This is a genomic window from Streptomyces viridosporus (assembly GCF_002078235.1).
In the GTDB taxonomy this organism is placed as follows: Bacteria; Actinomycetota; Actinomycetes; order Streptomycetales; family Streptomycetaceae; genus Streptomyces; species Streptomyces viridosporus.
In genome coordinates, this window is record NZ_MSGP01000418.1 from 1 (window position 1) to 14,225 (window position 14,225).

The window sequence follows — 14,225 nt, forward strand, 5'->3', positions numbered from 1 at the left end:
AGCTCTTCGCCCCGGCCCCGCCCGCGGTGACCGCGGCCTACGACCTGTCCGCCGCGCCGCCCTGGGCCGCCGTCCTCACCGCGCTGCTGGCCTGCGGGGCCGGGGCGAAGAGCTGGGCGCGGACGGTGCCGAAGACGGCCGCGGCACCCAGGGCGAGGGCCGTCACACAGCACAGCAGGACGGTGGCGACCAGGCACTGCCACACCCACAGGGCGACCACCGGTTCCCGTTCCGGCCACTTCGCCCGGGTCAGCGCCCGGGGGACGGGCACGGCGGCCGTCACGGCGACGACGCTCAGCAGGAGCAGGCAGACGGTCATGCCACGGACTCCGGGTCCTGTCGGAAGAGGGCGGCTTCGGGTCGTGCGGGGTCGTGCGGGGGCGTACGGGAGAGGGGACGGCGGAGCGCGCGTGCGTACCCGCGCACCGCCCGACGCCCAGTATGACGGCGAGGGGCGGTGCGAGTCAGCGGCCGGCCGGGATCCGGGTGCCGGCCGTGGCCGGGGCGCCGGCCGGGGTCGTGGTCCCCACGGGGTCGGTCAGGCCGTGGGGACCACCCGCCCCGTGACCTCGCCGAGGCCCACGCGGGCGCCGTCCGGGCCCGGTGCCCAGGCCGACAGGGTCACGGTGTCGCCGTCCTCCAGGAACGTCCGCTTGCCGTCGGGGAGTTCGAGGGGGTCGCGGCCGTTCCAGGTCAGTTCGAGGAGCGACCCGCGCTCCCGCTCGGTGGGACCGCTCACCGTGCCGGAGCCGTACAGGTCGCCGGTGCGCAGGGAGGCGCCGTTGACGGTCATGTGGGCGAGCTGCTGGGCGGCCGTCCAGTACATGGTGGAGAAGGGGGGCTCGGAGACGACGTGGCCGTTGACGGCCACGGAGATCCGCAGGTCGTAGCCGCCGGGCTCCTCGTCCGCGTCGTCCAGGTACGGCAGCAGCGCGTGGGTGCGCTCCGGCGGCGCGGTGCGGGCCTCCTCCAGGGCGTCCAGCGGGGTGATCCAGGCCGACACCGAGGTGGCGAAGGACTTCCCGAGGAACGGGCCGAGCGGGACGTACTCCCAGGCCTGGATGTCGCGTGCGGACCAGTCGTTGAGGAGGCAGAGGCCGAAGACGTGGTCGCGGAAGTCGCCGAGCGGCACCGGCCGGCCGTGCTCGGACGGCACGCCGACCACGAAGCCGACCTCGGCCTCGATGTCCAGCCGGACGGACGGGCCGAAGACCGGGGCGGGGTCCGCGGGCGCCTTGCGCTGGCCCGAGGGACGCACGACGTCGGTGCCGGACACCACGACCGTGCCGGAGCGGCCGTGGTAACCGATCGGCAGGTGCTTCCAGTTGGGGGTCAGGGAATCGGCGGCGTCGGGGCGGAAGATCCGGCCGACGTTCCGGGCGTGGTTCTCGGAGGCGTAGAAGTCGACGTAGTCCGCGACCTCGAAGGGGAGGTGCAGGGTCACCTCGGACAGCGGGTGGAACAGGGGCTCGACGGTCTCCCGGTGCGCCGGGACGGTCACCCACGCGGTGAGCGCCCGCCGCACGTCCGACCAGGCCGTACGGCCCGCCGCCAGCAGCGGGTTCAGGGTCGGGCGGGCGAGCAGGGAGGCGTAGGGGGAGCCGAGGGCGTGGGCCGCCGCACCGGCGTCGAGGACGTGGTCGCCGAGCCGGACGCCCACGGTCCGCTCCGACGAGCCGGGGCGCGAGAACACGCCGTACGGCAGGTTGTGCGGGCCGAAGGGATCGCCCTCGGGGACATCGAAGGGGGGCATCGGGTGCTGCCTCTCTTTCGTGTGCGCAGGTGCTCGCAGGTATTCCACGTGTCCGTGGCCGTGCCACACGTTACGGGTGACACGGCCGTCTTGGGCAGAGCCCGCACGGTGGTGCGGGGGCTGAAGGGGCAGGTGGGGCCGGTACGCGCGCTCCGAAGGGCTCGGACACCGGTTCCCCTTGCGTACCGGAAGTCATCCGTGAAACGGGACGCAATCTTGACGGAGCGGTGCGAACGGGGCGACTCTGGGCGGGTGCCGGAAGGCCTCGGGGAGGGGGTTTTCCGACGGCACATAGGGGGGCGGATGGCCATTGGGGAGGCCGGCCCGGGTTCGGCGCGCTCCGGCTCGCAGCCGAAACGGCTGGAAGAGACCATGCGCGGCCGGCTCGGCCGGGAATGCGTGTACGTGCCGTCATGCAGGCTGGGACTGTACGTGGCGCTGCGCCACTGGTGCCCGCCGGGCGGCCGGGTGCTGATGTCGCCGGTCAACGACGACGTCATCTTCTTCGTCGTGCTGGCGGCCGGACTGCGGCCGGTGCAGGCGCCGTTGAACCCGTTCGACGCGTCCATCGACACCGACGCCGTGCCGGAGGAGGTCTGGGGTTCGCTCTCCGCCGTGCTCACCACCAACCTGTACGGCAACCCCGACCCGGCGCCGGAACTGCGGGCGCGCTGCGACGCGCTGGGCATCCCGCTGTTCGAGGACGGGGCGCACGCCATCGGCAGCGAGGTCGGCGGGCGGCCGGTCGGGGCGTGGGGGGACGCATCCGTTTTCAGCCTTTCCAAGCATGTCGGGGCCCAGGCGGGAGGCATGCTCTCCCTCGCCGACCCGAGCCTGCGCGAGGTGCTGCGCAAGGCCGGTGACGAACTGCTCGCCCCGCCCCGGACGTCGTCCGAACTCGCCTACTGGGCGAGGCCGTACGCGGAGGCCGCCGTGCGGGGCCTCGGGCTGCGGCGGGCCGCCTGGGCCGCGCTGAGGCTGCTGGGCCTGACGGAGCGCGACGGGATCAGGATGCCCCTGCGCCCGGACGCGCTGGCCCGTGCCGCGGGCTCGGCCCCGGACCTGGACGCGCACGATCCGTGGGTGCGCGTCGACATGCACGACTACCGCCTGCGGTCCGGCCCGCTGCGCCTGCGGCGCGTCCGCCGCGGCCTCGAGCGGCTGGACGAGGTGCTGGAGGCCTCCAGGGCGGGCACGGAGCTGCTGCTGTCGACGCGGTGGGCCCGGCCGCGCGAGGGGAGCGCGGTGCAGCCGCTGTTCCGGGTGCCGCTGCTGGTGGCGGACCGGGACGCGGCGGCGGCGGCGCTGGCACGGCGCGGCATCGTCGTCGGCTACCTCTACGATCCGCCGCTGGACGACTACGCGGGCGCGGAGTTCACGGACCCGTCGCCCGCGCCCGGGGCGGCCCGCTGGTTCGCGCGGCACGCGCTGCCCGTGGACCCGCTGCGGGCACGGGAGGCCGTCGAGGTGCTGGAACGGTCCGGTGTGCGGCCCGCGGAGCCGCCGCGGGCACCGGCGCGGCGGGGAGCGGCGAGAGGGCTGGGGCCGTCCCGTGGCTGACACCCGGGTGCAGGAGCCCGCCGTGGTGCGCGGCTCCGGGGGCGGGCCCGAGCCCGCCGGGAGCGGGGCCGCCTCCGACTCCCTGTTCAAGAACGCCTACTTCCTGATGCTCAGCACCGGCGTGTCCGCCGTTCTGGGGCTGGGCTTCTGGCTCGTGGCGGCGCGCTACTACTCCGAGGACGCCGTCGGCCAGGGGTCCGCCGCGATCGCCGCCATGCGCCTGCTCGCCAGCATCACCGCGACCACGATGATCGGCGCCGTGGTCCGCTTCGTCCCGCGGGCCGGCCGCGAGACCGCACGTCTGGTGTGGGGCGTGTACGGGGCGAGTTCGCTGGTCGTCGCCCTGGCGGCCGGTGTCTTCCTGCTCACGCTCGACCAGTGGGGCGCGTCCTACGCGCCCCTCGGCACCCCGGTGGCGGGGGCGCTGTTCGTCGCCGCGTGCGTGGCCTGGGCGCTGCTCACGCTGCAGGACGGGGTGCTGACGGGGCTGCGCAAGGCCGCGTGGGTGCCGGCCGGGAACGCCGTGTTCTCCGTCGGGAAACTGGTCCTGCTGGCCGTCTTCGCGAGCGCGCTGCCCGTGCTCGGCATCTTCGTGTCCTGGGCCGTGGCCATCGCGTTCTCCACCCTGCCGCTCGGCTGGCTCGTCTTCCGCCGGCTCATCCCGCGCCAGGCCGCCGCCGACCGGGACGTGGAACCGCCGCGGCTGCGGGTCATGGGCCGCTTCCTGGCCGGGGACTCGCTCGGCGCGCTGTTCAGCCTGGCGATGATCAACCTGCTGCCGGTGATGGTCGCGGTCCGCTTCAGCGCCGCGGAGAACGGCTACTTCTACGTGGCGTACACCGTCGGCGGCACGATGGAGTTCATGGCCATCAACATGGCCTCCTCGCTCACCGCCCACGCCTCGCACGACCCGCGTCAGCTCGCGGACGGGGTGCGCGGGGCGCTGCGCCGGATGACGCTGCTGCTGGTGCCGGTGGTGCTGGTGCTGGTGGCCTTCGCACCGCAGATCCTCACCCCGTTCAGCCCGGACTACGCCGAGCACGGCTCGACCGTGCTCAGGCTGCTCGCGCTCGGGGCGCTGCCCAGGGTGGTCGTGGAGCTGTACATCGGGGTGCTGCGGGTGCAGGGGCGCACCGGCGTGCTCGCCGCGCTCCAGGGTGCCATGTGCGTCCTGGTCCTGGGCAGCGCGGCCGCGTTGTTCACCCCGGCGGGGATCGCGGGCGCCGGGTGGGCGGTGCTGATCGGCATGACGCTGATCGCGGCCGTCTCGGTGTTCGGACTGCGCTCGGCGCTGCGCGGCCACGGCGCCCCGCCCGCCGCCCGAGCCTCCGCCCCGGCCTACGGCACCCGCTGGGCGCGGCTGAACGCCACCGCCGGGTACGGCACGACCTGGGCGCGCCGGGCGGCGTACGAGGACGGGGACGCCGACGGGTCCGGTGAGGACACGGTCACGTTGTTCATCGGCAGCCCCGGGTACGAGCGGGAGGCTTTCCAGGCGGACACGCTGGCGCTCATCGTGCGGCCGCACCCTCCGGAGCCGCGCCCCCCGGAGACCGGGACCGGCGCGCCGGGGGCGGCCCGGCGGGCGGGAGGGAGCGGCGGGGACGGCGCCGGCGAGGCGGTCGAGGACGGTGCGGGACGCGGGGAGGCGGCCGGGCGGGACGCACACGAGCGGGACGAACGGCCGCCCCGGGACCGGGTGGAGGAGCACCACCGGGTGGAGGAGCACCGGGAACACCGGGAGCACCGGGCGTACCGGGAGCACCGGGAACCACGGGAGCGGGAGTCGGCCGCGCAGGACGGGCCGTGGGACCGGGAGGAACTGCGCGACCGGGACGAGTTGCGGGACCGGGAGGAGCCGCGCGACCGGGACGAGCTGCGGGACCGGGGCGAGGTGGGCCGGCTCGCGGGTACGGTCGGCCCGCGCGCGCCCCGGGACGCGGCACCGCGTCCCGGCCGGCCCGCCTGGTCCGCCGACGCGCCGCCGGACGGGCGCTCGTGGGACGGGCGTTCGCGGGAAATCCGTTCGTGGGAAGGCCGCTCGTGGGAGGGGCGGGAGCCGGTGGAGGCGAGCAGCACGCCCTGGGCGCGGCGGGCGCACGCCCCCGCGGACGGGCAGCCGGACTCCCGCACGGACCCCCGCACGGCCCCACGGACCGGCGAGCCGGGCCCCGTCCCCGCGACGCCGTCCGACGACGCGGTGGAGCGGCGTCTGCGAGGCGGCCTCTGGGCCCTGCTCGGCCTCGCCGGCCTCGTCCTCTGGGAGTCGGTCCGCGCACTGCCCCGGCCCGGCGCGATCCGCGGCGACGAGCTCACCGGCCGTCAACTGCTGGAAGGGCTGCCGCTCACGGCGCTCGCGGCGGGGGGCACGCTCCTCCTCGTCTTCGTCGCCGCGGTGACGCTGTGCACCCGGCCCGACCCCTGGCTGCCCGGTGTCGCGCTGGGATCCGTCCTGGCCGCCCTGCACGCCGCGCCGGCCGTCCTCGGCCGGGAACCGAGGGCGCCCGACGGGGCGTGGTACGCGGAGACGGCCGGTCTCCTCGCGGACGCGGTCGGCCTCGACGGGCCCGGTCCGCTGCTGCGCTGGGGGCCGCCGGTCTGCCAGGTGCTGTGCCTCGTCCCCCTGTGGCTGCTGCTCGCGCACGCGGGCGGACGGCTGTCGTGGCCGGGGCGCTGGGGGGTCCTGTACCTCGTCGCGGTGGGCGGCTGGGTGGGGCGGGACGCGCTCGCGCCGGTCGCCCCCCTGCTGCTCGTCGCCCTCGCCGCAGCCGTCCCGCTCGTGCCGCTCGTCCTGCTCCCACCGCTCCGCCGTGCCGCGTCGGCGGTGGCGTCGTACCGCCGTGGACGGCCGAACGGCCGCACCAAGGACTGATCAAGCTTCGGAGCCGAATCGCCAGGGGGAACCACCGTGCGTCCGCCAACCACTCCACGGGAGAGATCCGCGCCCGAGCCCGCGCCGGGGAGCACACCGGCGCCGACCGCTCCCGACGAAGCCCCGCCGAAGGCGCCGAGCCCTTCCCACGAGTCCCACGAGTCCCACAAGTCCCACGAGCCGATGACGGATCTCTCCGACCTCCCGCCCGTCCGGCTCGGGCGTCGTGGCCGCGCCGTCCGGCCCGCCGTTCCGCTGCTCGCCGCGCTCGCCCTGTGGGGGTACGCGGTGCGGCACACCGATGTGTCGCGGCTCGACGACTTCGGACTCGTCACCGCGCTCCACCCGGCCTTCTGGGCCGGTCTCGCCGTCCTCACCGCCGGTTTCTGGTGCACGGTCCGCGATCCGCGGCGGCCCGGCGGCTGGCCGGCGGCGTACGTGCTCGGCCTGCTGCTGATGGAGCGGGCCACGCAGGCGCTGCTCTACCCGACCCCGCTGTACGCCTGGGCGTGGAAGCACGACGGCGTCGTCGAGCACCTGCTGACGGTCGGCGGGCTCCAGACCGCCGACCAGGTCGGCGACATGGCGGTGTACGACCAGTGGCCCGGCTTCTTCGCCGCCCAGGCCGCGCTGGTGCGGCTGCTGGGCGTGGAGTCGGCGGCGATGTACATGGCCTGGTGGCCGCTGGTCTCCAGCCTGATGCTGCTGCTCCCGCTGCTGCTGATCTACCGCACCTTCACCGAGGACCGCCGGCTGATCTGGACCGCGGTCTGGCTCTTCTACGCCGCCAACTGGGTGGGCCAGGACTACTTCTCGCCCCAGTCCGTGGCCTTCGCGCTGCACCTCGGGGTGCTGGCCGTCGTCCTGCGCCGGTACGGCCGGGCCGGCGAGGCCCCGGGGCGGCAGGGGCAGGCCGTCTGGACGGCGGTGGCCGGCGCGCTGGTGGTGGCGATCGTCATCTCGCACCAGCTCACCCCCGGCATGCTGGTCGTCTCGCTGCTCGCCCTGTGCCTGGTCCGCCGCCACCGGGACTGGGTCCCGGCCCTCACCACGGTCGTGATCTTCCTGGCCTGGTGTCTGACGGCCGCGCTGCCCTTCCTGTCCGCCGCGCTGCCGGACATGATCCGCTCCGTGGGCGACGTCGGCGGCAACGTCGCCACCGGGTACGGCACCACCCCGACCGGTACGGGCGCGGTGGCGACCTCGTGGGCGGCCCGGCTGCTGTCGGGCTCGGTCCTGCTGCTGGCGGTGGCGGGGATCGTGCGGCAGCGGGTGCTGCGGCACCGGGCGATGCCCCTGCTGCTGGTCGCGGCGGCCCCGCTGCCGATGCTCGTGGCGAGCAGCTACGGCAGCGAGATGATCTTCCGGGTGCTGATGTTCCTGCTGCCCGGCGCCGCCTTCTTCGCCGCCGCCGCGCTGCTGCCCGAGGTGCGCACGCTCACCGCCGAGGCCCGGGCCGCCGAGGCGCGCAGGGCGGGCACGGACTCCGCGGCGGCCGTCCGGCGGCGCCCGGCGCTCGCTGCCGCCCGCGGGGGCCTGCGCGCCGGGGGCCCGCTGCTCGTGCTCCTCGCCGGGACGCTGGCCTTCGTGCCGAGCTACTCGGGCAAGGACCGGATCAACTACTTCCCGCCGGAGGAGGTCGCCCTGGTGCGGCAGCTCTTCGACCGGGCCGCCGAGGGGTCGACGGTCGTCGCGGCCAACCGCAACTACCCGCTCGCCTACGCCTCGTACGGGACCATCGACCACTACTGGTTCCTCGAGGACGACCGGCGCCACATCGACGAGATCGTGAAGGACCCGGCCGCCACCCTCGCCCGCGACATGGCCGGGGTGGAGCGTCCGGGCCGGGCCTACTTCCTGCTGACCCGGGGTCAGCGGGCCGACTCCGAGATGAACGGACAGCTCACCGGGGCCCAACTGGACCGCATCCAGGAGTCCGTCGCGCGCTCCGAGCTCTTCCGACCGGTGGCGGAGAACAGCGCCGGAGCGCTCTACGAACTGAGGACCGGAGGGGGAGCGGAGCGATGACACCGCAGGAACTCGTGGTGCGGATGCTTCCGCCGTTCGGCGGCTGGCTGGCGCTCGCCGCGCTCGCCCTGCCCGGCGGATCGCCGGTGCGCGGCGCGGCGGTCGCCGTGTTCCTGGCGGCGGGCCCCGGCGCGGCGCTGGTCGGCCTCTGCGGTCCGGCGCTGCGCGTCAGACCCGCACGGGGGCCGGTCGAGCGGCGCGACCCCGACTTCGCCCGCCGGTCCGACCTGCTGGAACGCCTGATGCTGGCCGTCCTGCTCAGCACCTGCGCGGTGATGACCGTCGCGACGGTGCTGATCGCCACCCGCGCCTTCAGCGCACAGCGCGTGCTGCTGGCCCTGACGCTGCTGACCACGCTCGCCGCGTTCTGCCCGCGGCTGCGGGGCGCCTCTCCGCCGACACCGAGGACACAGAAGGGTTCTGCTCCGTGAGGTTCACCCGTCCCTTTCGCCGTGACACCGGCACGCGCACCGACACCGGCCGGCACCGCGGGCCGGGGTGGCAGCCGACGCCGAAGCGGCGCCGGCTGCTGGTCACGTCCGCCACGGTCGCCGGCGCCGTCCTGGTCGCCGCGCTCGCCCTGCGGGACGCGTCCGGCCCGCAGCCCTCCGCGATGGGCGAGAAGTGCCGGCCCACCGCCCTGCTCGAACCGCCCTGCGGCGCATGGTTCGGCGCGTTCGTCCCGCACGAACGGGCCGACCTGGAGGAGAAGGTGGAGGCCTACGAGAGGCGCGTGGGCCGCAAGCTCGACATCGTCTACACGTACCACGACATGTCCGTGCCCGAAGGCGTCCGCAGGGAGGGGCAGTTGCTCACCCCGGAGGAGCAGCGCGTCGGCGAGGACCGCATGTTGCTGCTGTCCTGGGAGAGCAAGTGGTGGGGCGGTACGAAGGGGCAGCAGCCGACGTGGAGGGAGATCGCGGCCGGTGAGCTGGACGCGTCCGTCATCGACGTCCAGGCACGGCGCGTCAAGGACTACGGGGAGCGCACCGGGAAGAAGGTCTTCCTCTCCTTCGACCTGGAGATGGACACGCGCACCCCGGACAACGGCACACCGGCGGAGTACGTGAAGGCGTACCGGCACATCCACGACCGGTTCCGGGAGCTGGGCGTCGACAACGTGGTGTGGACCTGGATCATCACCGGGTACCTGAACCACGCCGACCTGTTCGAGCGGATGTACCCGGGGGACGCGTACGTCGACTGGATCGGCTACAACCAGTACAACTACTACCGGTGCCACGACACGGACTGGCTCACCTTCGCGCAGACCCAGAGGGCGACGCACGGCTGGATCCGGAAGAACCTCTCCGACGACAAGCCGCTGATGCTCTCCGAGTTCGGGACGGCGGCCGACGCGAGGCGTCCGGAGCGGCAGGCCGAGTGGTACGCGCAGGTGCCGGGGGTGCTGAAGGGCCTGGAGGGGGTCGGGGCCGCGCTCCAGTGGAACCACCGCGACCCCGGACCGCACTGCGACCTCGCCCTGGCGAACGAGGCGGCATGGGCGAGCCTGCGTGAGGTGGTGTCCGACCCGTATCTGAACCAGCCGCTGAAGTGAGCGACCGGGCGGTGCGCCACGGCACCTCCGCCCGGTCCGGTCCCGCCATGGACCTGCGTCCCGCCATGGACCTGCGTCCCGCCATGGACCTGCGTCCCGCCATGGACCTGCGTCCCGCCATGGACCTGCGTCCCGCCATGGACCTGCGTCCCGTCACGGGTCTCCGCACCGCCACGGGCTTCCGTCCCGTCACGGGCCCCCCTCCCGCCACGGACCCCGTCAGGCCAGGGGTCCGGCCCCCTCACCCCGCGAACTCCGGCCCGTTGACGGCCGCCCGGGCCCGGCGGTACCAGCGCCAGGCGATCGTCTTCGGACCGTCGCGGTACGGGGCGACCCGCGCGCCGCCGCCCGCCAGCCAGTTCCGCACGTCCGCGACGGTGTGGCCGCGGCGGACGATGAGGCGGGCGATGCGGTAGCGCTCGTCCCGGTCCGAGCTGAGCGCGTGCCGGACGGCGGTCGCCGTCTCGTACCCGGCGCGGGCGGCCATGGCCCGTACCCGGGGGCTGTTGTAGCCGTGCGGATAGGCGAGGTGGGGGACGGAGTGGCCGAGGGCGTCCTCCAGCACGGCCTTGGAGTCGCACAGTTCGGTGCGCAGCCGCTCGGCGGTCAACGTGTCCAGTTGGGCGTGGGTGACGGTGTGGCTGCCGATCTCCATGCCGGAACGTTCCAGCTCGGCCACCCGGTCCAGGGTCATCATCGGGGCGGGCGGCAGCAGGCTGCGGCCGCCCGGGGCGATGGCGCCGGTGGTGAGGTACGCGGTGGCCGGCAGCGCGCGCTCGGCCAGTGCCTCGGCGGTGGGACCGGGCAGGTCGGCGAAACCGTCGTCGAAGGTGAGCAGCACCGGCCGGGACGGCAGGGGCGCGCGCCCGGCGAGGTGGTCGGCGAGGGCGCCGATGGTGACGGGTGTGCGCCCGCTGTCCACGACGGCGTCGAGATGGGCCGCGAACTGGCCGGGCGTGACGGTGAACTCGGCGATCCAGTCGGGTGGTTCCTCCATCACGGCGTGGTAGAGGAACACCGGGACGACCGCGCCCCCGGTTCCCTCCGTTGGCCGCGCTCTGCCCGGCACCGGTCCCTGCGACGACGTGGTCATCCCGTCCCCCTCCCCGGAACGTCCCGCAGCGCCCGCCGTGCCCGCAGATAGCCGACCGGCCCGTAGACCATCCCCCTGCGCTGCAGCCGGGACAGCCGGCGCGGCCACGGATGGGTGCGGGCGCCGTGGTCGCCCGGGGCGCCGCCCCCGTCCGTCTCGCGCACGGCCGTCAGGGCGCGGGCACGGGACAGCCCGCGCGGCAGCCGGGCGAGGAGGGCCGGCAGCAGGGCGGGGCGGTTGACCAGGACGGCGGTGAGGTAGGCGGTGAGGCCGGCGCCGTAGCCGTAGGCCTGGGTCTCCAGGTCGGCCCAGGTCTCCCGGTGGTGGTGCCAGACCAGCGCGTGCGGGGTGTAGTGCAGCCGGTGCCCCTGCGCGAGGACGCGCACGAACCCGTAGAGGTCGTCGCCACCCCGGGCGGGCGTTCCCGCGCCGGTGGCCGGGTCGAAGCCGCCGACGGCACGCAGCACGTCGGTGCGGAAGGCCATGTTCGCGCCGGAGCCGAACCGGCCCGCGGTGAAGGGGAACAGCGGCTCGTCGCGGGGCGGGTCCTGCGGGTCGTACGTCGTCGGCGCGAAGCCCTTGGCGAAGCCGCCGTGGCTCTCCAGCAGGACCTGGGCCGGGGTGCGCAGCCGGGCGGGCAGGATGAGGCCGGTGGCGCAGCCGAGCCGGGGGTCGGCGGCGAAGGGCGCGGTCAGTTCGGTGAGCCAGCGGGGGTCGGCGACCACGTCGTCGTCGGTGAACGCGACCACCTCGCCCCGGACCGCGGCGAGCCCCGTGTTGTGCGCGACGGCCAGCCCGGGGACCGGCTCGCACACGTACCGCACGCGCTCCGCGTACTTCCGCTCCACCAGCTCGCGCGTCGCGTCCGTGACGGGCGCGTTGTCCACGACGACGATCTCGAAGTCCGGGTGGTCCTGGGCGAGGAGCGAGTCCAGCGCGCGGGCGAGCTGCCCGGACCGCTCCCGGGTGGCCACCACGACACCGGTGGACGGCGGTGCCCCGGCGGGCAGGTCCCGTCCGCGCGCCTCGTCCGCCGTGCTCCGGGCCGCTTCCGTCAGCACCGTCTGCGGGTCCGCTCCCTCCGGTACCCGCGCCAGCAGCGTGCCCACCGGCCGGCCTTCCCGTCTGACCAGGAGGAACACCTCGCCGTGGGTCACCGGGGGACTGCCCGGCCCGGGTCTCAGGACGGCCTCGTCACCGGTCAGGTCCAGTTCGGCGACCTGCACCGCGCCGATGGCCAGGAACCGCCGTATCTCCTCCTGCGTGCGCGCCTGCGCACCTGCTCCTCGGGACACGCGACCTCCCCCTCCTCACGACCGGCGCAGCCGTGCCGCGCCCTTCAGGGTCCGCGACGCCAGCGACGCGAGGCGCGGGCGGTCGCGGACGAAGCTGTGCGCGCGGCGCGCGGGCTCGCGGCTCAGCCAGTGCAGTGCGGCACCCGCCCCCGGACGCGTGGCCGCTCCTTCGTAGACGGCGAGTTCGCCGGTCTTCAGCGAGTCCTTGTACTCGGCCGGGCCGCGCCCCATGTCGAGCAGGCCGACGCCCTCGGCCGCCGCCGCCTCGGCCATCCGCAGGTGCAGCACCAGGCCGGGCGAGTACTTCGCGAACTGCGGGTCGTACGCCGGGAACCAGCAGGCCAGGACGGAGGCCGAGCGCAGACCGAAGTGCGCGGCGACGGGGCGGTTGCCGGCGTACAGGACCGACAGCGTGCCCGTGCACTGCGGGGCCCGGGTCTCGGCGAGGCGGCCCACGAGCCGGGCGATCCACTCCCGCGCGAACCGGTCCCGCCGCCCGGTCCTGCGGTACTGCGCCGACTTCCAGTCCATCAGCGTGCGCAGTGCGGCCGGGTCGCGCTCGTCGAAGACGAACCGCAGGGACCCGACCTGGCGGCCGAGCCGGCGCTCCTTGGCGAGGGTGGTCTTCAGGAACTTCGGCGACTGGGCGCGCAGCACCGACTCGTAGGTCTCATAGCCCTTCTCCACGTCGATGACGTAGGTGGCGTGCTCCTCGGCCGCGTACGGCACGAACAGGGCCTGGCCGGCCTCCAGGTTGTCGAAGACGAAGCTCGACACCGAGCAGGCCCGCAGCAGTTCGTCCGTCTCCAGGCCGTGTCCGGGGCCGAGGACCGCGCCCTGGCAGTCCGACACCCCGAGCCCGATGGCCCGGCCCTGCCCCCACGCGCCCCGCTCGTACGGCAGGAAGCCCGCCGGTTCCGCTCCGTCGTACAGCACCGCGACCCCGGCCCGCGGCCGCAACCGGCCCACGGCGACGGTGAACTCCGGTTCCATGAAAGGGCTGCGCGGTGCGTCCGTCGCGGCGCGCAGTTCCCGCCAGCGCTCCCGCTCCCCCTCGCCGAGCTCCTCGGGCCTCAGCACGCGCACGCGTCCACTGCTCACCTGACCCCCCGATCAAGTCCCCCCTGGACACTGGGAAGGTACCGCCCGGGACCACACGGACGGTAGAGAGCGGAGCATGTTGTTGCCAAACGGTGCAGAGGCCTTTAACCGGACGCCACCCGGCACCGGCGGGGCGGGGGCGGCCGCGGGCGTGGTGAATCGAGTAGGCGCGCGGTCCGTATTCTCTGATCATGGCCGCACCCACCGCATTCTCACTCGTCGCCACCGACCTGGACGGGACGCTGCTGCGCAGTGACGACACCCTCTCCGACCGGTCCCTCGCCGCGCTCGCGCGGGTGGCGCAGGCCGGCGCCCGGCACCTCGTGGTGACGGGGCGCCCGGCCCCCCGGGTGCGGCCGCTCCTGGAGGACCTCGGCGGCACGGGGCTCGCGGTGTGCGGACAGGGCGCACAGGTGTACGACGCCGACGCGGACCGGCTGCTGTGGTCCGTCACGCTGGACCGGGAGCTGGCGGAGACCGCGCTCGGCAAGATCGAGGCCGAGCTGGGCGAGGTGTACGCCGCGGTCGACCAGGACGGCGTCGACGGGCTGACCCTGATCGAGCCCGGCTATGTGATGCCGCACCCCACGCTCCCCGCCGTGCGGGTCGAGCGGCGGAGCGAACTGTGGGACCGGCCGATCAGCAAGGTGCTGCTGCGCCACCCCGACCTGTCCGACGACGCGCTGGCGGCGGCGGCGCGCTCGGTGGTCGGTTCCCTGGCCACGGTCACCATGTCGGGGCCGGGGACCGTGGAGCTCCAGCCGTGCGGGGTCACCAAGGCGACCGGGCTGGCGCTGGCCGCCGAGCACCTGGGACTGGGTCCGGAGCGGACCGTCGCGTTCGGCGACATGCCGAACGACGTCCCCATGTTCGGCTGGGCGGCCCACGGCGTCGCCATGGCCAACGCCCATCCCGAGCTGAAGGCGGTGGCCGACGAGGTCACCACGTCGAACGAGGACGACGGC

At 74.9% G+C, this 14,225-nt stretch carries 10 protein-coding genes and 1 pseudogene; 6 read left to right on the forward strand and 5 right to left on the reverse strand.

The features are described 5' to 3' along the window. Nucleotides 1-79 precede the first annotated feature (79 nt). Nucleotides 80-319 (reverse strand): annotated as a pseudogene (locus tag B7L92_RS27330) (M56 family peptidase); the annotation flags it as partial. A 219-nt stretch (nt 320-538) separates the two neighbouring features. Then, nucleotides 539-1,753, reverse strand: a complete 1,215-nt coding sequence (fahA, locus tag B7L92_RS27335; RefSeq protein WP_081240030.1) for a fumarylacetoacetase — start codon at nt 1,751-1,753, stop codon at nt 539-541. A 303-nt stretch (nt 1,754-2,056) separates the two neighbouring features. Here fahA and B7L92_RS27340 point away from each other — a divergent pair, with 303 nt between their 5' ends. From B7L92_RS27340 to B7L92_RS27360, 5 genes are all read left to right on the forward strand, one after another. After that, a complete protein-coding gene (locus B7L92_RS27340) occupies nt 2,057-3,313 on the forward strand; it encodes a DegT/DnrJ/EryC1/StrS family aminotransferase (RefSeq protein WP_081240031.1) in 1,257 nt (418 codons plus the stop codon). After that, nucleotides 3,237-6,185, forward strand: coding sequence for a lipopolysaccharide biosynthesis protein (locus tag B7L92_RS41450; protein WP_081240032.1), 2,949 nt, complete (start codon nt 3,237-3,239; stop codon nt 6,183-6,185). Before B7L92_RS27340 ends, B7L92_RS41450 begins: the two co-directional genes overlap by 77 nt. A 183-nt stretch (nt 6,186-6,368) precedes the next feature. Next, nucleotides 6,369-8,213, forward strand: a complete 1,845-nt coding sequence (locus B7L92_RS27350; RefSeq protein ID WP_081240033.1) for a glycosyltransferase — start codon at nt 6,369-6,371, stop codon at nt 8,211-8,213. Beyond that, nucleotides 8,210-8,644 carry a hypothetical protein gene (locus B7L92_RS27355; RefSeq protein WP_081240034.1) on the forward strand — a complete coding sequence of 145 codons (435 nt, stop codon included), beginning with the start codon at nt 8,210-8,212 and terminating at the stop codon, nt 8,642-8,644. The genes B7L92_RS27350 and B7L92_RS27355 overlap by 4 nt, the downstream gene beginning before the upstream one ends. Beyond that, nucleotides 8,641-9,771, forward strand: a complete 1,131-nt coding sequence (locus B7L92_RS27360; RefSeq protein ID WP_081240035.1) for a glycosyl hydrolase — start codon at nt 8,641-8,643, stop codon at nt 9,769-9,771. Before B7L92_RS27355 ends, B7L92_RS27360 begins: the two co-directional genes overlap by 4 nt. Nucleotides 9,772-10,012: 241 nt before the next feature. On the opposite strand, the gene B7L92_RS27365 is transcribed toward B7L92_RS27360, so the two are convergent. The 3 genes from B7L92_RS27365 to B7L92_RS27375 form a co-directional block, all read right to left on the reverse strand. Next, complete coding sequence (locus B7L92_RS27365) at nt 10,013-10,768, reverse strand: polysaccharide deacetylase family protein (protein ID WP_174704027.1); 756 nt, start codon at nt 10,766-10,768, stop codon at nt 10,013-10,015. A 92-nt stretch (nt 10,769-10,860) separates the two neighbouring features. Continuing rightward, nucleotides 10,861-12,090: a glycosyltransferase family 2 protein gene (locus tag B7L92_RS27370; RefSeq protein WP_438364027.1), complete on the reverse strand. Its 1,230-nt coding sequence runs from the start codon at nt 12,088-12,090 to the stop codon at nt 10,861-10,863. 84 nt (nt 12,091-12,174) lie between these two features. Further along, nucleotides 12,175-13,260 (reverse strand): GNAT family N-acetyltransferase, encoded by a 1,086-nt coding sequence (locus tag B7L92_RS27375; protein ID WP_081240037.1) that lies wholly within the window; start codon nt 13,258-13,260, stop codon nt 12,175-12,177. A gap of 191 nt (nt 13,261-13,451) precedes the next feature. Between B7L92_RS27375 and B7L92_RS27380 the strand changes: the two genes are divergently transcribed. Further along, a partial coding sequence (locus B7L92_RS27380) for a Cof-type HAD-IIB family hydrolase (protein ID WP_081240038.1) occupies nt 13,452-14,225 on the forward strand: 774 nt, incomplete at its 3' end.

Bases quoted from the DNA above. Each gene is read 5' to 3' on its own strand.
- B7L92_RS27355 (WP_081240034.1), top strand. From the start codon at position 8,210: ATGACACCGCAGGAACTCGTGGTGCGGATGCTTCCGCCGTTCGGCGGC.
- B7L92_RS27365 (WP_174704027.1), bottom strand. From the start codon at position 10,768: ATGGAGGAACCACCCGACTGGATCGCCGAGTTCACCGTCACGCCCGGC.
- fahA (WP_081240030.1), bottom strand. From the start codon at position 1,753: ATGCCCCCCTTCGATGTCCCCGAGGGCGATCCCTTCGGCCCGCACAAC.
- B7L92_RS27350 (WP_081240033.1), top strand. From the start codon at position 6,369: ATGACGGATCTCTCCGACCTCCCGCCCGTCCGGCTCGGGCGTCGTGGC.
- B7L92_RS27340 (WP_081240031.1), top strand. From the start codon at position 2,057: ATGGCCATTGGGGAGGCCGGCCCGGGTTCGGCGCGCTCCGGCTCGCAG.